Annotated in this window: 17 protein-coding genes and 2 pseudogenes; 6 read left to right on the top strand and 13 right to left on the bottom strand. The window is 46.1% G+C overall.

All coding sequences use genetic code 11. The annotated features are described in order from the left end of the window. The first annotated feature begins 33 nt into the window (after window positions 1-33). The 4 genes from V7K48_RS29215 to V7K48_RS29230 all read left to right on the top strand — a co-directional run bounded on the left by V7K48_RS29215 (window position 34) and on the right by V7K48_RS29230 (window position 3308). Window positions 34-564 carry a DUF2085 domain-containing protein gene (locus V7K48_RS29215; RefSeq protein ID WP_335077896.1) on the top strand — a complete coding sequence of 177 codons (531 nt, stop codon included), beginning with the start codon at window positions 34-36 and terminating at the stop codon, window positions 562-564. 269 nt (window positions 565-833) lie between these two features. Then, window positions 834-1958, top strand: coding sequence for an acyl-CoA dehydrogenase family protein (locus V7K48_RS29220; protein ID WP_335078070.1), 1125 nt, complete (start codon window positions 834-836; stop codon window positions 1956-1958). Beyond that, complete coding sequence (locus tag V7K48_RS29225; RefSeq protein ID WP_335077898.1) at window positions 1948-2697, top strand: PIG-L deacetylase family protein; 750 nt, start codon at window positions 1948-1950, stop codon at window positions 2695-2697. Before V7K48_RS29220 ends, V7K48_RS29225 begins: the two co-directional genes overlap by 11 nt. After that, on the top strand, window positions 2694-3308 hold the full coding sequence (locus V7K48_RS29230) for a class I SAM-dependent DNA methyltransferase (RefSeq protein WP_335077900.1): 615 nt from the start codon (window positions 2694-2696) through the stop codon (window positions 3306-3308). Before V7K48_RS29225 ends, V7K48_RS29230 begins: the two co-directional genes overlap by 4 nt. A 101-nt stretch (window positions 3309-3409) precedes the next feature. Here the strand turns inward: V7K48_RS29230 and V7K48_RS29235 are convergent, their stop codons facing one another. Then, window positions 3410-4627, bottom strand: a complete 1218-nt coding sequence (locus V7K48_RS29235) for a glycosyltransferase family A protein (protein ID WP_335077902.1) — start codon at window positions 4625-4627, stop codon at window positions 3410-3412. A gap of 832 nt (window positions 4628-5459) precedes the next feature. Between V7K48_RS29235 and V7K48_RS35225 the strand changes: the two are divergent. Next, window positions 5460-5666, top strand: a pseudogene (locus V7K48_RS35225) (ISH3 family transposase); the annotation flags it as partial. A gap of 468 nt (window positions 5667-6134) precedes the next feature. Here V7K48_RS35225 and V7K48_RS35230 read toward each other — a convergent pair. From V7K48_RS35230 to V7K48_RS29285, 11 genes and pseudogenes are all read right to left on the bottom strand, one after another. Then, window positions 6135-6245, bottom strand: a pseudogene (locus V7K48_RS35230) (IS1 family transposase); the annotation flags it as partial. A 365-nt stretch (window positions 6246-6610) separates the two neighbouring features. Further along, entirely contained in the window at window positions 6611-8491 is a 1881-nt protein-coding gene (locus V7K48_RS29240) for an ABC transporter ATP-binding protein (RefSeq protein ID WP_335077904.1), read from the bottom strand. A 315-nt stretch (window positions 8492-8806) separates the two neighbouring features. Beyond that, entirely contained in the window at window positions 8807-9805 is a 999-nt protein-coding gene (locus tag V7K48_RS29245; RefSeq protein ID WP_334725588.1) for an aldo/keto reductase, read from the bottom strand. 353 nt (window positions 9806-10158) lie between these two features. After that, entirely contained in the window at window positions 10159-10779 is a 621-nt protein-coding gene (locus tag V7K48_RS29250; protein WP_335077907.1) for a GDSL-type esterase/lipase family protein, read from the bottom strand. A 168-nt stretch (window positions 10780-10947) separates the two neighbouring features. Continuing rightward, window positions 10948-11091, bottom strand: coding sequence for a hypothetical protein (locus V7K48_RS29255; protein ID WP_335077909.1), 144 nt, complete (start codon window positions 11089-11091; stop codon window positions 10948-10950). Window positions 11092-11220: 129 nt separating this feature from the next. Continuing rightward, on the bottom strand, window positions 11221-11622 hold the full coding sequence (locus V7K48_RS29260; protein ID WP_335077911.1) for a class I SAM-dependent methyltransferase: 402 nt from the start codon (window positions 11620-11622) through the stop codon (window positions 11221-11223). Between the two features lie 6 nt (window positions 11623-11628). Continuing rightward, complete coding sequence (locus V7K48_RS29265; protein ID WP_335077914.1) at window positions 11629-12297, bottom strand: dienelactone hydrolase family protein; 669 nt, start codon at window positions 12295-12297, stop codon at window positions 11629-11631. Window positions 12298-12401: 104 nt separating this feature from the next. Beyond that, window positions 12402-13844, bottom strand: a complete 1443-nt coding sequence (locus V7K48_RS29270; RefSeq protein WP_335077916.1) for an FAD-dependent oxidoreductase — start codon at window positions 13842-13844, stop codon at window positions 12402-12404. A gap of 91 nt (window positions 13845-13935) precedes the next feature. Continuing rightward, on the bottom strand, window positions 13936-15474 hold the full coding sequence (locus V7K48_RS29275) for an amidohydrolase family protein (protein ID WP_335077918.1): 1539 nt from the start codon (window positions 15472-15474) through the stop codon (window positions 13936-13938). 233 nt (window positions 15475-15707) lie between these two features. Beyond that, complete coding sequence (locus tag V7K48_RS29280; RefSeq protein WP_335077920.1) at window positions 15708-17072, bottom strand: LLM class flavin-dependent oxidoreductase; 1365 nt, start codon at window positions 17070-17072, stop codon at window positions 15708-15710. Between the two features lie 55 nt (window positions 17073-17127). Next, window positions 17128-17277, bottom strand: a complete 150-nt coding sequence (locus V7K48_RS29285; protein ID WP_335077922.1) for a hypothetical protein — start codon at window positions 17275-17277, stop codon at window positions 17128-17130. Between the two features lie 500 nt (window positions 17278-17777). Between V7K48_RS29285 and V7K48_RS29290 the strand changes: the two genes are divergently transcribed. Then, window positions 17778-18281: an SDR family oxidoreductase gene (locus V7K48_RS29290; protein WP_335078072.1), complete on the top strand. Its 504-nt coding sequence runs from the start codon at window positions 17778-17780 to the stop codon at window positions 18279-18281. Between the two features lie 667 nt (window positions 18282-18948). Here the strand turns inward: V7K48_RS29290 and ftsH are convergent. Next, on the bottom strand, window positions 18949-20838 hold the full coding sequence (gene ftsH, locus V7K48_RS29295) for an ATP-dependent zinc metalloprotease FtsH (RefSeq protein ID WP_335077924.1): 1890 nt from the start codon (window positions 20836-20838) through the stop codon (window positions 18949-18951). Window positions 20839-21169: the final 331 nt, after the last annotated feature.

Genomic DNA, 21169 nt, shown 5'->3' on the forward strand with positions numbered 1-21169 from the left:
CCGCAGAGGCGCAGAGGGCGCAGAGAAATGGAGATGACAAGAGTAGCTTTCAGTGAAAAGTTGCAAGTAAATTGGGTCAGTTTTATTGCTGATTTCATGCTGGCGGGGATGGTTTTTGGCCCGCCAGTGGCTCCCTTTCTGGCTGCGTCTGGAGTCTGGTTGGTTCCTGGGATTGCGGACATCATTTATTTCATGGGTAATCATGTATGTCCGCAACCGACTATGGGGTTAGATTTGACTCCCCCGTTTATTATGGCTGTGTGTATGCGCTGTTACGGTACTGTCACAGGTTTGCTGATTACTCGCCTGCTGTATGGGGTAACTGGGGGTAAGGGATTTTACTGGTTAAGTCAGTATGGCTGGAGTAGTGCGGCAATCCTTACGGGGGCAAGCTACGCAAGTGTGCTGATGATGGCTTATCCTTTGGAATTGGCAGCAGAGATTTTTGGTTTGTGGAATTTTAATAACTATCTGGTCACTCCCTTTGGGTTAATTACGGGTTTGGCGTGGGGATTGTTTACCATGCCAATTTTGCATGGCTGGCAGAGACTAAAATCAGCTTGACCCGATTGTAATTTGAAAGGTTAGATCGAAATAAGCGCACGGACAGTTAAAATATTCTCTTAGAGGTATTTTAATTTTCTCCCTTTTTATTGAGTATAGAATCACACAAAAGATAGAGATATTAACCGACTTAATTTCATTACTATCAACAATATATAAAGAAATATTACACAAAGGAGTCAGCTATTAGCATCCAATTATCAAAAAATGTTGTCATCCCAAAATGGCATGATTCCAACATTGCTCTGGATCTAAAACGTGCCACGGAAATTGCTGATTATTGTGCAAATAATGCCGCTGCTATAGATTTCAATAATGCTTTTCCCAAGCAGGAGTTTGAGCTGATTGCTAAGGCTGGGTTATTGACTGCACCATTGGCGAAAGAATTAGGCGGATGGGGTGCAGGAATAGATGCTAATGTTACCTATGAGCTTTTAATCCTATTAAAGCAGATGGGGTATGGCAATCTGGCTGTTGGGCGAATTTATGAAGGACATATCAACGCCCTGCAACTGATTCAGACCTTTGGTACTGGAGAACAAATCACAAGCTACGCTCGTGATGCCCGCGATCGTCATAAAATATTTGGCGTTTGGAATGCCGAAGCCTCAGATGGTGTCAAGGTAATTTCTTTGGAGAATGGACGTTATCGCCTGGAAGGTTCTAAAACGTTTTGTACTGGTGCAGGCTATGTAGAACGTCCTTTCGTGAATGGAGTATTGCCAGACGGCGGTTGGCAAATATGCATTGTGCCAATGGAGGAAGTTACAACAGTTAGTGATCCAAGTTGGTGGCAACCTTCTGGGATGCGAGCTACTGCAAGTTACAAAGTGGATTTTAGCGGTGTAGAGTTGGATCAGAGCGCTTTAATCGGCCAAGCAGGAGATTACCATCGACAGCCCTGGTTGTCTGCTGGGGTAATTCGGTTTGCCGCTGTGCAACTAGGTGGGGCAGAAGCACTATTTAATCTGACTCGCCAGTATCTTCAGAAGTTGGAATACACAAATGATCCATATCAAAAAGAACGACTTGGCAGAATGGCGATCGCCATTGAAAGTGGCAATCTCTGGCTGCGGGGGGCTGCGGATCAGGTAGCAGCGTATGCGCCTATGTTTGGTGGCGATCCCACAGTTCCCCACCCGCAAGCAGACCAACTCGTTGCTTATGCAAATATGGTGAGGACAGCAATTGAACAAATTTGCATTGATGTAATGAATTTGTGCGAACGTTCTGTTGGGACTCGCGGCTTACTCCCACCAAATCCGATGGAACGCATTATCCGAGATTTGACTCTATATCTGCGTCAACCTGCTTTTGATGCGGCCTTGGCAAATGTCGGGCAGTATGTATTGCATGAAAGTAATCCTGGTTATTTGCTTTGGAATGATGAATAAATTCGGCATGATTGGATTACCACTAAGCAATCCTAGTATTTTGCCCTGGCGTTCAGTTAACGAGATCGCTTGTAGTCCGGCATTAATCGTTGCACCCCATCCTGATGATGAGACGTTAGGTTGTGGGGGTGCGATCGCTCTGTTACGGTCTTTAAATTGTGATGTGCAAGTTTTAGTTATCAGTGATGGTACCCTTTCACACCCTCGTTCTCTGAAATATCCCGCAGATAGACTCCTAACTCTGCGGGAAGCGGAAACGCTATCAGCAATGAAATTGCTGGGTGTAGAGGTTAATGCTGTCACCTTCTGTAGAATGCAAGATGGGTCAATTTCAACACAGTATGAAAGTGCAGTAGCTAGTTGTCGTGCTTACATCACAGAAATCGCCCCACAAATTATCTTTTTACCGTGGCGGTATGACCCTCACGCAGACCACCGAGCGACGTGGAAGTTAATCAAAGCAGCCTTGGATGATTTGCACTTATCCCCACGATTGATTGAGTATCCTATTTGGGATTGGGACTCAGAGCAACGAGGGAGTCTGCCAGCATCTCTTGAGGTGACAACCTGGCGGTTGAATATTAGCACGGTAGTGGAGTTGAAACAGCAAGCGATCGCTGCTTATCGTTCCCAAATTACAGACTTAATTGACGATGACCCAGAAGGTTTTCGCCTGAGTGCCGAAATGTTAGCAAACTTTACTCATCCTTGGGAAGTTTATTTAGAGGAAATCCAATGAACCCGTTACAATCTGACTCCTTACCACCTAGCTACTTCGATAAACTTTACAGCGAAGATCCTGACCCATGGAAGTTTGAGACCAGGGAATATGAAGCTAACAAATATGCTGCCACGATTGCGGCTTTACCAAAAGAGCGCTATCGGTCTGCCTTTGAAATCGGCGGTTCCATTGGTGTTTTGACTCAAAAGCTACAAGAGCGTTGTGACTCACTGCTCTCGATTGATGTGTCAAACCTAGCGCAGAATAGAGCAAAAGAGCGCTGTCAGCATCTCTCCAATGTCAAGTTCCAGATTATGCGTGTCCCAGAGCAATATCCTGATCAGATGTTTGATTTGACCTTAGTCTCGGAAGTTGGCTATTACTGGAGCTGGGAAGACCTGAAAAAATCCCAACAGTGCATTTTAGAACACCTGGAACCTGGAGGACATCTACTTTTAGTTCATTGGACACTCTATGCCCGTGATTATCCGTTGAGTGGTGATGAAGTTCATAACTCGTTTTTTGAGTTAGCCCCAAATAAACTGCGGCATTTAAAAGGTCAACGGGTACAGTATTTAAAAGATCAACGCCAGGAAGAATATCGACTTGATTTATTCGAGCGAGTCTAAGAAATTAAACCTGCTTTATTTTTTGGTGTTTAGTTTTACTTTTTAGAAGAAACCGCTTTGGAAGCCTCACCCTAGAGTAGGGTAATGCTTCCTTTTAGCAATTACTGACGTAAACTCTCAAGACGCAAGCGCAAATCCCCAATTGCTTGTTCAATTTCCACAAATTTCCAGCGCGAAGCCCAAATTCCTTCTTCCTGCTGGCGTTCTTCGATTAATTCAAACAACTCACCAAAGGTATAAGGTTGCGTTAATTTCTGGACAAGCCATTGGGCTGAAACTCCCAGCATCTGTGCCAAAGACGCGACACTGGGATGACTTGGCTGATAGCCATTGAGAGCGCACGACCACATCACTCGTAATTGGCGACGTGCAACAAAACGAGTTTCGATAGCCGCTGCTGACTCTACTAAAAATGATTGCTGTTTCCGTCCCATTTCTGCCCACTTACTCAACTGATTCGCCATACCAATGCTAGTGCGTCCAATTTGTCTTGCAGAAGTTACTACCCGCACTAGCGAACTGTGGCGAAAACGAGCATTCACTCGCACTAAAGCCCGATAAAACGCTACATCTTCGGGAGTCCGCACAGGTGGTAAGCCTCCTGCCAGTGCATACATTTCTGCTGTCACCGCTAGACTTGCCCCATTATGATAATAGTGCCGAGGAAAGCTGTCATAGGGGTCGGGGTCGAGGTAAGTTTCTAATTCTGCAATTAAGTGACGGTAGCCTACATCGCGCAGATAGCAAGCTCTGGTGTAGGGGTCTAGATTAGTGCGATCAGTGCGATCGGTGAGAATTCGCCCACCTACAGCATCAGCACCACAGTTAATTTCGTACAGGTTGGCAGCAATCCAAGTTGGGCTTACCTGCGAGTCTCCATCAGTTGAAGCAATTACCCCCCTTGTGCGTCCTAAACTACAGAAACGGCGGTATGCTTCATCCATCAAAATCTGACGCACTCGACCAATATAGGCTTCCGCAGCAGGCAGAGTTTTTTCAACTACATGCAGTGCTATATCTGGATGTTGTTGAGCGAAACTCCGGGCTATAGTTGCTGAATCATCACTACAATTATTTGCCAACAAAATTATTTCGTAGCGTCTGGGGTCTAAAACCTGTCCTTCTAGATCAACTTGATGTCTTAGGGCAGTAAGGGTTGCTGCCAACGTCTGAGCTTCATTACGAACTGGAACAATTACACAAACTTCACAATGCACTGATGGCGGTATTTGGACTAAAGTTTGAGGAAAGTTTTTATCGAGTTGTACAGATGGAAAGTCAGCAACGAAGGACAAGCGCTTACTTTCCATAAAAACCATTTTTCCATCTCCGGGAACAGCGACACAGTATATTCATCTGCAATCAGAAATTATTACTATTTGTAATACTATTTTCGATATTCTCTCATTTCCTTGGAATCTACCTACAGTATGATTAGTGCTGATTAAAACTCTCCGAACAGAAGCTATCAAAGACTACCATCTGTCTGTTCTCAGTAAAAGCTTTACTAATCAACGCATAGTCCTTACAGATTGTTTGCTAACGTCAAATTTCAGACTATTAAATCATACTTAAATCATCTCTTCTATTTAATTTCTTTAGTAAAAATCAGTCTTGAGAAGGAGACCAATTTTATGACATTAATGTTTTTGATTAATAGTAATCAAACAAGACCAAAGCAGATTTATGCAAAAAATTAAATGCAAGATTAATAACCTGCTTGGTGTTGCATAATTTAAGTATGAATTCAAGTGACGCCTAACAGCCCGCACAACTCTTGGAGACGCTCTTGCTAGCTTGCTTCCACGTTCGCGCTAGCGTCTTTGTTGGCGCAACCTCTCCGTCAGGAGAAGGAGAAGTGATACGACAAAGCTACTTCGACACTTCTCTACGAGAGGCTGCGCCAACGACAAGCTCAGTGCATTGCTGCGCTCAGTACAAGTCAGTGATCATCATAGATATGGCTATCCAATGTCCAAGGTGTGCATCAACTCATATATGCAAAAATCGCAAAAAATATGGTAAACTGTGGGCATGTATGTGTTAACTTTAGCCGTTAGTTTATCGATTATTATAAACAGCAGGGTTACTCTGAAAAATTAAAAAAAGAATGCTTAAAAATATACGTAAATAGTTTAAAATCTCGTGTAATTATTGAGATTATTATTTATTGTTATCTCTTTTTTGTTAGTTAATATTTGGGTAAATCTTTTTTGGTTGAGAATCAATTGTAAAAGGAAAAGTAGTCGATTGATTTATCGCCCACTTTTCGGACTCAAACAGATGTTAGCCTTTTTATCTAAAGCTATTGAGCGTAAATATCAAGTAGTTGAAGGTATTTATATTCCATCAGGTTAGCGTCAAAAAATTATTAATCAGCTAATCATAAGTAATCATTATCTGCACTATGTCTGCTAGTTAAAGGATTGGGTCGGAAACAGTATCGTAGACTACAAAAACTTTGGCGATCGCTCTTAGGGAAAAAACTTTTTGGTTTACTGATATAATTATAACGGTAAAAAATAAGTAAAAAGACGTAAACGCTTTATCCATTTCTTTAGAGGCAGCCTCTCATGGGTTTCAATTTCCACAACAACGTCACCACCATCGATGCCTATAATTTGAGCTGTGTACTCAACTGCTGGAGTTTCCCATGCTTTGACTAAGTTTTCTGCTGCTTCCCAAACTCGATCTGCCTGTAATTCGGCTGTGGGTGTTGCTGAATAGGAATTATGAATCAGGCGTAGACGTAGCCCGTCGTAGACATCGCCTCAAGCTTGTGGGCGCATAGCCCCACAGCGCCACAGAACCGTACTTGAGATAATATATTACTAATTGAATTGAATATTTCAGCATTTCTTCGGTTTTAGAGTAGTAGAAAGTTTTACGATGTAGACGAGCAAGATAATGCCTGAAACGGCTATTTTCAGCTTCTACTCAAGTCAATTATATTTTGCTAACAATGTAGACATCGTATTGCTATAAAATAAGGATAAACGGGATAACTATCTGTACTTGGGAATCTAAATTCCAACATTTAATAATCGACCACAACAATTTAAATGTTTCAGAGCTTCTGTCTCCCAAAACACAGGCTAAAATTCCTGGATGATGCTTATTAGGCTATGTTGACACAGCAACAAGCTGAAGCTGATAAGCTATTCGTGAAATCTGACAATTTTAGGTGCGTTAGGCTCCGGCATAACACACCCTACTTCAATTACATTACTTTAGTTTTGTGGACTCTTTCCCGCACAATTCCTGAATTGAATTTGCAAATAAACCTTAAGTAGCGGCAAATGTCAAGCAATCATTCCCTCTTCGATGTTATCTGTGCCAGTGCGAGCTTCACGTATGGGTTCCTCGCCGAGATTTTCCGGTAGAAATCCACCTGCCTGCATTTTCCATAACCTGTGGTAAGCGCCGCCGAGTGCCAGCAGTTTGGTGTGGGAACCATCTTCGATAATGCGACCTTTGTCGAACACCAAAATCCGGTCTAGATGGACGATAGTAGATAGTCGATGAGCTACTACGATCACCGTTTTCCCATTCATTGCTAAGTCGAGGGTATCCTGGATTACTTTTTCAGTGATTGAATCGAGACTGGAGGTGGCTTCATCCAAGATCAGGATCGGCGCATCTTTGAGAATTACCCGGGCGATCGCAATCCGCTGCCTCTGCCCTCCAGACAACTTGACACCACGTTCGCCCACCATAGAATCGTAACCATCCTTACTTTGGATGATGAAATCATGAGCATTAGCCTTTCGCGCCGCCTCGATCACTTCGGAGTCAGTTGCATCCAAGCGTCCGTAACGAATATTTTCTAGCAAAGTGCGATGGAACAGAGACGGATCTTGGGGAATCAAACTGATCTGAGCGTGTAAGGCATCCTGAGTCATGTCTCGAATATCGACCCCATCAATGATAATCTGTCCAGATTGTGGATCGAACAAACGCAGAATTAGATTGACAAAGCTGGATTTTCCAGAGCCGGACAAGCCCACTAGGCCGACACGCTGTCCCGCTAAAACAGTAACAGAAAGGTTGTGGAAAACTTTCTTCTCATCTGAGTAGTTGAAATTCACCCGCCGAAACTCAATCTTACCTTGGGTAATTGAGTGGGCGATCGCACGATCGCGATCAATCAACTCGTGGGGTTGAACGATGATCAAGACACCATTAGCGACATTACCAATATGTTCAAAAAATTCCAGAAAGCGGCGGCTCAAATTGCGGGCTTCACTGATAATCAGCAGCGACAGGCTGGTTGCCACAACGAAGTCAGCAGTAGCAATCACTCCTTGACTCCAGAGGGAGAGTGAGTAATATAGGGTGCTGATTTTCAGAATGGCTGCTGAGATGAATTGAAACCAGCGGATTCGCTCCGAATACCAATTGGACTCTCTCACCTCTTTGATTTCGCGCCTTAATTGCTCATTCAAATAGCGTCGTTCAAAACCCAAGCGAGCAAACAGTCTACTACTAGTAATATTTGTTACTGCATCTACAATGATGCCAGTTGTCTCACTTCTTGCAGCTGCGGCCTTTCGGGAGTAAATTCGGCAGCGAGTTGCTAGCCAAAACGAAATACTGATGAAAAGAACTGCCCATATCCCCACCAGTGCAGCAAGCGGAGGATAGGCGCGATACAGTAACATTGTGGCGACGGTATACACGACGATTACTGGCATAAATTCAGTAATCATCATTTGCATCGTCTGGGTAACACCCAGAGAAGTTTCGCTAATCCGATGTGCCAATGCCCCGGAAAAACTGTTGCTCATGTAGCGATGCGAATGGTGCTGCAAGTAAGCATATAGCGATCGCACAATGTGCTGTCGGTGGATTGGATGGAGGATGGTGTGCAAGAGTCCAGCCGATCGCCCGAATACCACTTCACCCACACTCAAGGCGGTGAACAGCATCAGGGGTTGCTTCATGGCATCAAAAATGGGCTTGCTGTCGCCCGTCGATCGCGTTACGCCCCGGATGATCTCACCAATGGCATAGGGCAACATAATGCCACAGGTTGCGTGTATTATCTCCAGGATCACCGCTGCCACATACCACCAGCGGAACTGGTTAATGAAATAGCAAATGAACCTGAATGGAGTTGATGGCAAATCTGGTGCATCAGCAGCACGTTGAAAGGATTTGGATTGTCTGGCTTTTTTCGTCATGAAAGTCGGTCGCGTGGCATTGTTTTAGCTTTTCTGCAATAGAAAAATGGATGACTGGATAAGCCATCCGGGCGGTTCGTTTAAGAAAAATTAAGTGCATCTTCATCGCGAATTGGTATTAATACAACTTTGCAAGCATGAGGTTTGGAGTTTTAATAATAGGACTTACGCACACTCTAAGATTCTTCTCTACGAGAGGCTGCGCGTTGGCGTCAGCCTTTCGTAGAGATGGCGGTAGCCTGCGGCAAGCCACTACGTGTCTACGATAAATTAAGCTTTTTAGCAATTTTTGCGTAAGTCCTAAATAAATAGAAACTAACGAAGAGAATCTCCCCTTCGGTATTCAGCGGTTAGGTCATCTAACTTTTGTTTCAAATTATCGTCGAGCTTTAGTTCTACTGCCTTCAGAGAGTCGGCAAGTTGCTCTGGGCGGCTAGCACCAATTATGGGGGCAGTGATAATCGGATTAGATAAAACCCAAGCCACTGCTAGGGTGGTAAGGGAAAATCCGGCGAGATCCGCTACTGTGCGTAAAGCCTCGACAGTATTGAACTCGCGATCGTGCCAGTAGCGATCTTGATAGCGTTCTGCGGCAGCACCTAGCGTGAAACGGGTGCCTGAGGTGGGGCCTTTGGCGAGAATGTGTTTGCCGGTGAGCAGACCGCCCGCTAAAGGATTATAGGAAATTACACCCAGTCCTTCTTCTTTCGCCAGGGGCAATAGTTCTCGCTCAATTTCGCGGAACAGCAGGTTGTAGCGGGGCTGAATTGAGATGAACCTAGTTAGATTGCGCGTCTCGGCGCGACCCAAGGCACGGGCGAGTCGGTAGGCTAAGAAGTTGGAAACCCCGATGTAGCGTACTTTGCCAGCACGAACCACCGCATCCAGCGCTTCCAGAGTTTCATCGAGGGGAGTTGAGGCATCGTCGGAGTGCAATTGGTACAGGTCGATGTAGTCAGTTCCCAGCCGCCGCAGGGAAGCATCGATCGCATCCAGAATATGTTTACGCGAAGCCCCCTGATCCCAAGGTGCAGGGCCAACGCGGCCGACGCACTTGGTAGCCAAGATAAAATGTTCGCGTTTGCCTTTGAGCCAGCGCCCAACGATTTCTTCGGTGCTACCAGCAGTGGCAAGGCCGCCGCCGAGAGGATAAACGTCGGCTGTATCCAGAAAGTTGATACCGCCATCAGCAGCGGTGTCGAGGATGTCCCTGGAAGTTTCTTCGTCGGTCTGCAATCCAAATGTCATGGTGCCGAGACAAAGGCGGGAAACGGTCAATCCGGTTTTACCGAGCTTGGTAGTTGGTAATGTCATGGAGATGTTGTTGATTGAAAGTAGTTGATTGAGAAAGTGTTGAAATTTTTAAATAGAATGCGACGTGCGTTCCGCCCCGTTTCGCTAACGCAGAACTAAAAGCCTGTAGGACACATCGACTCAGTACAGCCTTTCCATTAATTCGTAGCGAATTAATGAAAGGTAATACCCTGCAATGCCAATGCGTCGGTTTACATTGTTAATGCGTCGGCTTGCATTGTTAATGCGTCGGTTTACATTGTTAATGCATCGGCTTGCATTATTAATGCGTCGCTTGCATTGTTAATGCTACGCTTTTACGCAAAACTGTACTAAGCCATGATTAGCCAATAGGATAACGATGTCAGCATTTTTTAAGGTGTAAACCAATTTAACCAACCTTCCCAGTTTTGTACGATCGCTGCAAATTCTGCATAACCATCTGCTTTTGGGTGAGCACCGTCATTGGCTTTTGCTTCTGCTAGCCAGATGGGTGACTTCACCAAACTGGAAAACACATCGAGATACGGAACATCTAGTTGATCACAAACCAACGCAAATTTTTGTGACAGATTTGCGAGAATTTGATTTCTTTTTTCTTGAGCGACATCACCACAGGGTGGCGGACTAACCATCAAGATCGGATAGAGTTGCTTTGCTTGGCTTAAGATACTGCGAGCATTTGCAATTGACTCTGACAATTCGATTCCTTGCTGTTTACCCGCCCATCCTGAATCGTTTACGCCAAAGGAAAACACAACTCGACCATCGGATTCTCTTGGGAGACGATAGGAGACTTCTGAGTACCAACGTTCTTTAAGATACCGACTCGTCTCTGCCCGCACCCCTAAATTGTAATGGGTGATAGCGTATCCTCTTGACTCAGCATTGCGGCACACTCTACCTGTCCAACCCAGAAACTCTGGATCACCTGTGCCATTGACAAAGGATTCACCAATAAAACAAATTCTGATTTCTTTGCGAGAATCTGACATAAATCAACTGAATTTTGGCGAAAAAGTTCGGTTTTGACTTGGGACGAAGCATTATGTTCATGATTTTATTTTCCATCTCACAAAGATATTAATATATTGACTGGTTCCCATCCAGACGCAGCAGCCCTCTCGTAATACATCCCATTCTTAAGACTCTTAACGAGGCGATTAGTCAGGCTGTGTTGCCTTACCCCACCAAACTCTTTTAAACGGCTTGCCTGTTTGCTGATACAATATTTCGTAATGTTTTAGCTCTACATCTTTCCAGTCAGATAAAAGGTCTAGCAAATATTCTTTAGAGAAAAAATGCATAGTTTGTCCATCATGTTCTAGAAAGTAATTTGGCTCGATTTCGCGTATGGGTGGGTGGCGTTCTGTCCGAACTAAAGCGTCTTCTGTAGAATTAACATGGAAAACAAATAATCCGTTGGGGCGTACTATTCATCGAATTTCTTTAAACAACTGGCGTGTAATCTGATCTGAAAACATGTGGATGGCAACATTGGACATGACAGCATCCAATGTTGCACTATCAAAAGGCAAACGTTTTGCCATATCCGCAACTACAAACTGTACGCTTAGTCCTAGCTTTTTTGCTTTCTCGCGTCCTTGTTGCACTGCTTCATTTGAAAAATCCACACCAATTACTATAAAACCTTGCCTTACAAGACGTAACACGTCGTTCCCTGTCCCGCAACCAAGGTCAAGCACAGTTTTAACGTTGGCGGACTTGAGGAAGGGAAGGTGAACTTTCGTCCATTGGGTTCCCCAATCTAGATCGGTGCCAGCATCCTTCCATTTAGCAAAGACTTGATTCCAGTGATCGGGTGGTGCGTAAGACATAATCCATTAAACAATTACAGAAATTTCACGACGTCTCTGTGAAATTAGCCACTGTTGCAACTTCGAGTCGCCGTATACCTCATCTGCAATAAAATGATCGCCTTCCGGTAGGACTGTCAAATCGACTTTCCCTCCTACTTTGCGTAAGCGCTCAACAAAATTCTTTGTATCCTCAATCGGCAGGTTTTTGTCCTGTCCACCTTGGAATATCTGAATGGGAATGTTTTTGAGTGCAGCTAGTTCGGTTTCTCCTAATGTTTTGGGTACACGTCCAGACACAGGTACCAGACCTGCGAAGCGATCGGGATGCAAAGCAGCGATATGCCAGATACCCGCCGAGCCTAAGCTGAACCCGGCTAATATCACCCGCGCTGGATCGACGGGCTGGGAGGCGATCAGTTCATCGAGCAAAGCAAGCACATCATCTGCTCGATCTACCCAAGTCTGTTCGGCTGGAATCTGGGGTGCAGCGAAGACATAAGATAAGGAGTCGGATAAATCCACGAAACGAGGTAGACCCCATTTCAGTAGCACATTCAGATCCGTCCCGCGATCGCGTGCTCCGTGCAAAAATAGCACGAGGGTTGCAGGCTTGTTGGCATTGTCAGAAACAGGCGAGAAAAGATAAGGCAAGGAACCATTGCTGGTGTCGTGAGAACGTTGTTCGAGGGGCATAGTTGTGACTCCTAATTTGATTTGGGCAATTCAATTTTGGATTTTAGATTTGCAATTTTGGATTGGAATTCAATCCAAAATCCAAAATCCAAAATCTAAAATTCCTAGCTAACTGCCGCCTTGGCTGGCTGTTTCCACAGTGCGGCTGCGTACAGCGAGGCATCAAAGTCTGGCGCGATGTTGTCGCCTGTGATCCGTGCCTCGTGTAGCGCCCAGTCGGCGAAGAACAAGTCGTGGCTGATGCGTGCCACCACCGCCGGCACGTCGCGTCGGATGCTGGGCACGTCGCCGATGGGCAGACCGAAGCTCACAAAGCCGGCTGGGTTGAAGACGTGGATATCCTTCAGGTAAGGTGCGCTACCAGATACCTTCTCCTGGTATTCGTGGGCACTGCCGAGGTAGGGGTGCATGCCCAGATCGTCGTTGCGTTGGTCAGCCGGTGGTTCGTAGCGATCGCGCCAGAGGGCGATGTGCTGTGCAAAGTCGGCTAGTTCAGGCCGCTTCGTCGGGTCAACGAAGTAACCAGTACCAGCGATCGCGAAATCGAACTCAAAAACATCGTCGTTCACCTGCGCGACGATGCGGTTGCCCTGCTCGTGCGCTGATCTCCATGTTGCCGACAGGTGTAGGTGGAAGTTCGGGAAGGTGATCGCCCGTTCAATCGCGTCGGGTGGGGGCGTAGAACCAACTTGGCGAAAGCGCCAAGCCTGGAACCAGCGAGCTGCATCAGGCAGTTCTGGATAGTTGTAGTAAGCGCCAGGATACCCGCGCACGCGAATTATAGGCAGTGATGCGATCGCTGCCCGCCGCGCGAACAGATGCACCACCTTTGCTCCCGATTCGAGCGCTACCCCTGCGGCGTCGAAGGCCGAGGCCGCAGCGCCCAGCACTGCCACGGTCTTGCCGCGTAGCGCCGTAAAGTCGATGGCATCGGCGGTGTGTGCATACAGCGTGCGTGGTAAGCCAGCTAGCACCGATGGCACGTAGGGGCCACCAGTGCCAGCCACACCGTTGGCAAAGATGATCTTGCGCGTGGTTTCCACCTGCGCGACACCATTCACCTCAAGGTGCAGGCGAAAGAAACCTTCTGCTGGCTCGATCCGCACCAGCCGTGTCCGGTACCGAACCGAAATGCCCAAAAACTGCCGATACCAACTGAGGTACTCAGCCCATAGCAAGCGGGGGATGCGGTCGATCGCTGCGTATGCCTCAGTACCGTGCCGCACCTCGTACCAAGCTTGGAACGACAGCGCTGGAATCCCAAGTTCGTGGCCAGGCAGGTTCTTCGGCGTGCGTAGTTTATTCATCCGCGCTCGGTTGAGCCACACGCCAGCATGAGCCTCATTATCAGCCGCGTCGATCACTGTCACGCGGCCGATGCCGGCACGCCGCAGCGCAAATGCAAAGGTGCTACCGCTACCGCTGCCACCCACCACCGTGACGTTGTGATCGATGCCTGGGCGGTCGGGTATCCAGTTATCGGGATCAGGGCCGATTAGGCGTAGTGCCTCGCGGGCCCCAACATCAGGGTCAGTCGTTATCGTCATGTCGATCTCCCAGGCTGAAAGCGTATATTCTTTGTTATCGAAGAAGGTGATGAGGGAGAATATTCTTCATGTTTCTCCCTCATTTTGCCTTTTAGACCACTACCAGGCTCTTGTCCACTTGTTTAAATTCGGTGTTACCTACCTTGGATTCGATCGCCGTACCCTTGAAGAATTCGGGGTTGGCTTGGGTGTAAAACTTGTAGGGATTAGCGAATACATAAGACTTGAAGTCGGCTTCAGAAATAACGCCTTCTTGCACCAAATCCCAGCTTTCAGCTAAGGGGGCGGTGAGGTCTGGTACATCCCAGTGACCAACATCGGAGGAATAGATCGCGTTAATTTTGACTCCCAAGGGATTAGCTTTGTCATTGAATGCCGCAGCGATCGTGCGATCGTCGGACTCGGAACCAAAGAAGAAACTGTTCACCCAGCGATCGCGGATGTCCTCGGTTGTTTCAATGCCTGCTGCTGCAAAATCTTCCAATTCGCTACCAATTGGCGCCCGACTAAAACGGCTGAATGAAGATCCCAAGACACTCTTGGTCAATTCCTCCTTGTCGAGGGAATGCCCTTGAGTAATTTCCGCACCGTAGCGCTCAAATATCTCAAACAGCTCATCGGCATTTGTCAGCGCTGGATTGTAGTTTTGCAGCGCCTTCAGATTGCGCTTGGAGAAGCGATCCACCAGATGTATGTAGACATTGGCACCCCAAGCTGCGCCACCTTCCAGCATAGCCACTCGCAGCTGCGGAAAACGCTTGGTAACACCGCCAAAGAATAGCGCCTTAGCAAAGGCTTCCGAACCATCGGCGAAGTGGCCAATATGGTTATTCATGTAATTACTAGTGGAGGAGCGTCCAGTCCAACCCTGACTGCCGTAATGGGTGGTGACGGGTACGCCTAGTTCAACTACTTTGGCCCAGAAGGGATCATAGTCGTATTCACTATCCAGTCCGTAAAAGTCGATATAAGACGCATACTTGGCGATTTCCGGGAATTTATCAGCTGGATACTTATCAGCGATCGCTTTAATTGGCCGTTTTACACCACCAGTTATATTAATTACCTTTAATCTCAGTGTTTTCACAGCAAACTCTAGCTCCTCAATGCCTTCTTGGGGAGTAGTTAATGGGATGCCAGCTACCGGTGTCAGGCGATCGCTATATTTCCGGTAGATATCAGCATGATAGTGATTGACCGCACGTTGCAGTGCCTGACGGTTCTCTGGATTGGCTCCAGCCGGTGCCAGGACATTGTTTGGAAACAACACCGAATAGTCTGATCCCTGCTCTGCCTGACGCTCATAGAGCAGTCCAGGGAGGGTGTAAGTAGCGAGATCCAGTGTGTTCTTGGTGACTCTAGCCCACCAAGGCGATCGGATTGTGCGGTTGTAGTGACGTTCTTCAGGGGTTTGTTGATACCAGTCTTTACCCCCACTCTTGGAGTTGAGACGCGAAGCTTCGGTCTTGCGTAATTCATCTACCAGTTTCACGCCGCCGTAATTGGCGATGTAATCCTCAAATGCCGGGGTGAAATCATTGGTGTGAACGTCAGTGTCGATTACTGGATAATCGAGGGTTGCTTTGATTGCCGCAGAGGGCGAAGTCTTCAATCGGCTATATTCACTCATGTTTTTTTCCTTCAAAAAAATTACAGGGTTTTTCTCGCAGCATTGGATGCTGGTTAATTTGTATTAGTCCATGTCTGCAAAGCCGCACAATAAACTGCCTCCCCGTTGCAAAGGAAAAGGCAAGGGAGTAAGCATATTTTGTGTCAAGTTTTTGGCTACAATCTTCCGATTCTATAGGGCGGCGATCTACAGAAGATGGGCTGCTTAAGCACAGTGCAGATATTAAAAGTCATTTATGCCAATACCAATTTTTCATCTACTTGTTTGGCGGCAAAACGATTGCCCGGACGACGCAATCCCAGGTTTTCTCGCAAGCTACTGCCTTCGTATTCAGTACGGAACAGTCCGCGTTTCTGGAGAACGGGAACGACTAAGTTAATGAAATCATCTAATCCTGTGGGGAGAATTGGTGGCATGATATTAAAGCCATCTGCCGCACCGTTGTTGAACCATTCTTCTAACTGGTCAGCAATGGTTTCGGGAGTCCCAAGTATGGTGCGATGTCCTCGGGCGGTGGCAAGAGAGAGATACAATTGGCGCAGTGTGAGAGTTCCACGAGTAGCCAAATCTCTGACTAGTTTGAGACGACTTTTGTTGGTGTTGGTGTCGCTGGGTAGTTCCGGAGCCACATCATCTAGGGAATATTTCGCCAGATCCACACCCTTGTAATAGTTCTTTAAAATCCCCCAGGCCACATCGGGATGAATCAATGATTGCAGGAATTCGTATTTCTCTTGAGCTTCTTCTTCGGTACGGCCAATGATTGGGAAAGCACCAGGCATAATTTTTAAATCGTCTGGGAAGCGCCCATATTTCCCCAGCCTACCTTTGAGGTCAGCATAAAATTCCTGGGCATCGGCTAGGGTTTGATTGGCAGTGAAAATTACCTCGGCAGTGCGTGCAGCCAAGTCCCGTCCTGATTCGGAGGCTCCAGCCTGAACAATCACTGGGTAGCCTTGAGGCGGACGACCGACATTTAAAGGGCCTTTTACGGAAAAATATTTGCCCTTGTGGTTGAGTGTATGTAATTTATCTGGGTCGAAATAGATCCCAGATTCTTTGTCACGGATGAAAGCATCATCTTCCCAGCTATCCCACAATCCTTTCACAACTTCCACAAACTCTTCGGCGCGTTCATAACGCTGGCTATGTTCTGGGTGATGCTCAAGTCCGAAATTAAGAGCGACATTCTCATTTCCTGTGGTGACTACATTCCACCCCGCCCGGCCATTACTCAAGTAGTCCAGGGAAGCAAACTTCCGCGCTAGGGTGTAGGGTTCTTCATAGGTAGTCGAGGCGGTGGAAATGAAGCCGATGTTTTGGGTCACGGAGGACAAGGCTGAGAAGAGGGTGACCGGCTCGAAATGGACGATTTTACCGTTGCGATGCTGAGTTTCTGGAGCGTCGCCCCAGACTCCTGGGCTATCAGCAAGGAAAACTGCATCGAACAAGCCGCGTTGGGCAGTCTGGGTAATTTCCTTGTAATGCTCGAAATTAAATCCAGCATCTGCTTGTGAATTGGGATGACGCCAAGCAGATACGTGATGACCAGTGGCTTGAATAAATGCACCTAAACGAAACTTGCGTGTTGTGCTCATATGCTTTTTTCTTTTTTATAGTATGATTGCTGATTTGCGTATAATTAATGGCTTTTTATGTAACGTCAGCTATTACTTTCACTACTGCTGCGATCGCTTGGTTAATTCCTAACTGCTCAAATGCCTGACACATCTTGGTCAAACCTTCATGGCGGCAAATATCTGATGAGTAGACAACAGCATGTTTACTTTCAACCGCTGACATCCGCCCAAAAAATATAAAGGATGGCAGATCGATAAAATACTTTCCCTATAAAGCTTTGAAGTACTCGTGTCTGGCTCTCAGGTATTCACCTCTTGCTAGACACTGAATCTAATAATGGAATGCTTTGGCAGCAACTAAACTTACGCTTTAGTTGCCTACTAGTTCCTCTATAAGGAATGAAATAACAGAATTTTAAGTCAGGTTAATACCACAGCAGAATTAGGAATGCTGCTGCTTGGCGCTCGAATTATCATAAATTTATCTAGCAATCTTACTTCGCAGATAAAGTTTACACGATGGATACAAAAAAATATGTACTGGAGATCACAATATCATGAAATACTAATTATTAGTTTCTCGAATATTAAGTATTGCAAACTGATTGATTGCTGAGTATGTAGTATGTATGCTGCCCTTAAGAAGCATCTATCTCAAAGCAACCGTCCGCAGCCCACTGGAAAAAAGGGCGTTGCATACATAACAGTTGTGTACTTTGCAATATTCATCCTGTCAGTCTACGGAGATTAAGGAGAGTAGAAAGAATTAATTTGCCTGATTTAAGCACTGTCTTGGATCTTAATTTACGTCCGGCAGTGCAGATCGCACAAGCGCTGCTGCCCACGATGAAACAATCAGGATGGGGACGCATTGTTAACATTTCCAGCCTAGCGGCTTTGGGTTTGGCTAATCGCACCAGTTATGGGGCGGCTAAAGCAGGATTAATCAGCTTGACCCGCACTTGGGCGTTAGAACTGGCAAAAACTGGAATTACCGTGAATGCGATCGCACCTGGGATGATTGAAACTGAAATGTTTCATGAAAAAGTTTCTCCCGGCAGTAAGGAAGAACAGCTATATTCAAGCATGATTCCAATGGGTAGGTTCGGTCAGATCAAAGAGATTGCTGCCGCGATCGCCTTCTTCTGCTCTGGGGAAGCAGCGTTCATCACAGGACAAACCTTATTTGTAGACGGTGGAGCAAGTATTGGTCGCAGTCTTATCTGAACAGAGGTCAGCCCCAACTCTTCTCTACGAGAGGCTGCGCCAAGGAGACGCTACGCGAACGGGGAAGTCAAAAGTCATCAGTAAAGCGTCTGTCTCAAACAACGAAGTAGCTAGTCAAGCGTATTTATCAACTAACAAAGGGTTTAAGCCGTGGAAAGGCTCAAAAAGACTCCCGACTTTTTAAATCTCAAACAACGAAGTAGCTAGTCAAGCGTATTTATCAACTAACAAAGGGTTTAAGCCGTGGAAAGGCTCAAAAAGACTCCCGACTTTTTAAATAAGTCAGGAATCTGAGCTTTTGGATTTTCACTAGTACACCACGGCGTAAATCCAGCTAGCTAACAAGGGGCAATTATTCCTTAGGTACATGGTTGGGTGATTCCCGAACAAATTGCAATCGGGCAAAATCCCTTGTTAAAAAAGAGGCAAGGGAGCAGGGGGCAGGGAGCAGGGAGCAAGGGGGATAAAAAAGAATGGGGATTCGACCCCACCTGAACAAGAACCACAAGCATAGAAGTGGGGGACTCAGACCCATGTTCCACTCCGCAAACCAGGCAGGAGTCTCTTTTCATTTCCCCCTGCCCCCTGCCTCTTCGTTAAAGGTAGGCAAACTGACGCCACACTGTACTAGTCTAAAGTTGATAGACTATTGACTTTTGCCTATTCTCTAATGAGGTACAGCCAATTTTGCATCGGCTACCTGGCTATTATCAGCAACAATTTTGCGGAATAAATCACCTTCAATAGTCTCCTGTTCTATTAGCAAATCTACTAAACGCTCCAAAACTATGCGGTTTTCTTGCAACAGTTCTTTTGACTTGATATAAGAACTATTGACAATTTCGCGTACTTGTGCGTCAATTTTGGCGGCAATTTTCTCAGAATAGTCTGATTTATTCATCCAGTCACGTCCCAAAAATACCTCTGCACTCTGATTTTCTAAGGACAATGGGCCTAATTCTGACATGCCGAACCGTGTCACCATTTGCCGTGCCATTCCTGTCACCTGTTGCAGATCATTTCCTGCACCTGTGGTCACTTCTGGCTTACCAAAAACAATTTCTTCGGCGGCGCGACCACCCAAAGTAGCAGTAATTCGGGCTTTGAGTTGGGAACGCGAAATTAACCCTTGTTCTTCGTTGGGAGTAAACCAAGTTAATCCTAGCGCTTGTCCCCGGGGAATGAGTGTAACTTTCTGTACAGGGTCATGGTCTTTAAGCAATGTGCCTACTAAAGCATGTCCAACTTCATGATAGGCAATTAAGCGCTTGCTCTTGCTGTCTACCAAGGCGGTACCTTCCATACCTGCAACGACTCGATCTACAGCAGCATCAATTTCTAAAAGGGTGACAGCTTCTTTGCGCCTCCTAGCAGTGAGAATGGCAGCTTCGTTGAGTAAGTTGGCTAAGTCTGCGCCAGTAAAACCAGGAGTGCGGCGAGCGATCGCTTCTAATGATACGCTAGGATCAATTTTTTTATTCCGCGCGTGGACTTTCAAAATATCCAGTCGCCCTTTGAGATCCGGTGCATCCACCATCACTTGTCTGTCAAAGCGTCCTGGTCTGAGCAGGGCTGCATCTAAAACATCTGGGCGGTTAGTAGCAGCAATGATAATAATGCCTGTGTTACCTTCAAAACCATCCATTTCGGTGAGGAGTTGATTGAGGGTTTGTTCGCGCTCGTCGTTACCGCCACCGATACCAGCGCCCCGTTGTCTACCTACTGCATCTATTTCATCGATAAATATTAGACATGGGGCATTATCTTTGGCTTTTTTGAAGAGGTCGCGCACGCGAGATGCACCCACACCGACGAACATTTCCACGAATTCTGAACCGGAAATACTGAAGAATGGTACACCTGCTTCACCTGCGATCGCTTTTGCTAGTAGAGTTTTACCTGTACCAGGGGGGCCAATTAACAGCACTCCTTTGGGAATACGTGCGCCTACAGCAGTAAATCTTTCTGGCTGTTTGAGAAAAGTAACAACTTCTTCAAGTTCTTCTTTAGCTTCTTCAACCCCGGCTACATCTTCAAATTTCACTCCAGTTTTTGCCTCCATTTGGAAGCGAGCTCTGGATTTGCCAAAATTCATCGCTTGGCTAGAAGCATTAGTAGAGCGACGGAGGAACAATAGCATTAAAGCCACCAGCGGCAAAATCCACATGAGATTGATCAACAGCCCAACAGCAGCTCGACTGTTAGCAGAGGAAACTTCGCTAAAATCAACATTTTTCTCTTTGAGTATGTTAATCAACTCTGTGTTTTGTGTCATAAGTCTTACCTGTTGGGGTGGTGTATTATCTTTTTGCCCCTTGAGATAAACCCTTGCTATCTGTTCGGTTTCGTCAATATCTACTTTTTGGATTTCTCCCGCGTTCGCTTTCTTGAGCAAGTCGCCATAATTTAAAGAGGTGCTCTCTGCTTTTTGGGCTAAGACGGGAGTACTCTCAAAAATTCCTGGCAACATAATCAAACTAGCTGCTAGCGCACCAACCCAAGCAACGCGCTTTGAGGACTGCCTTTTTATCAATGCTTTTTTTCCCAAATTTGTCATAATAATTACCCTTTGTCTGCTGCCACAAGTTGAGCGCTGGTTTTATGCCTATTCTTCTAGCAAAAATTGTAATAACTGGAAATTACACTTTTCTTATCTAGTCTAACTTCCACACAAAACCATTCCCAAGTTTCTTCCGGTTATTACATGAAGTTGAGCAACCTAGATAATTATTCTGGCTCCTGACTCCTAACTTTAGCCCGCGTTTTGGTGACATGCTCTCGTTCCCATGCAGAGCATAAGAATGCTTATAAGCGAGGCTCTGCCTATAGTCCTCAGCAGCAGCCCACCCAAATTCATTCCTATGCAGAGCAATAGAAACGAGAGGTTG

It is taken from the genome of Nostoc sp. (genome assembly GCF_036919615.1).
In the GTDB taxonomy this organism is placed as follows: domain Bacteria; phylum Cyanobacteriota; class Cyanobacteriia; order Cyanobacteriales; family Nostocaceae; genus Nostoc.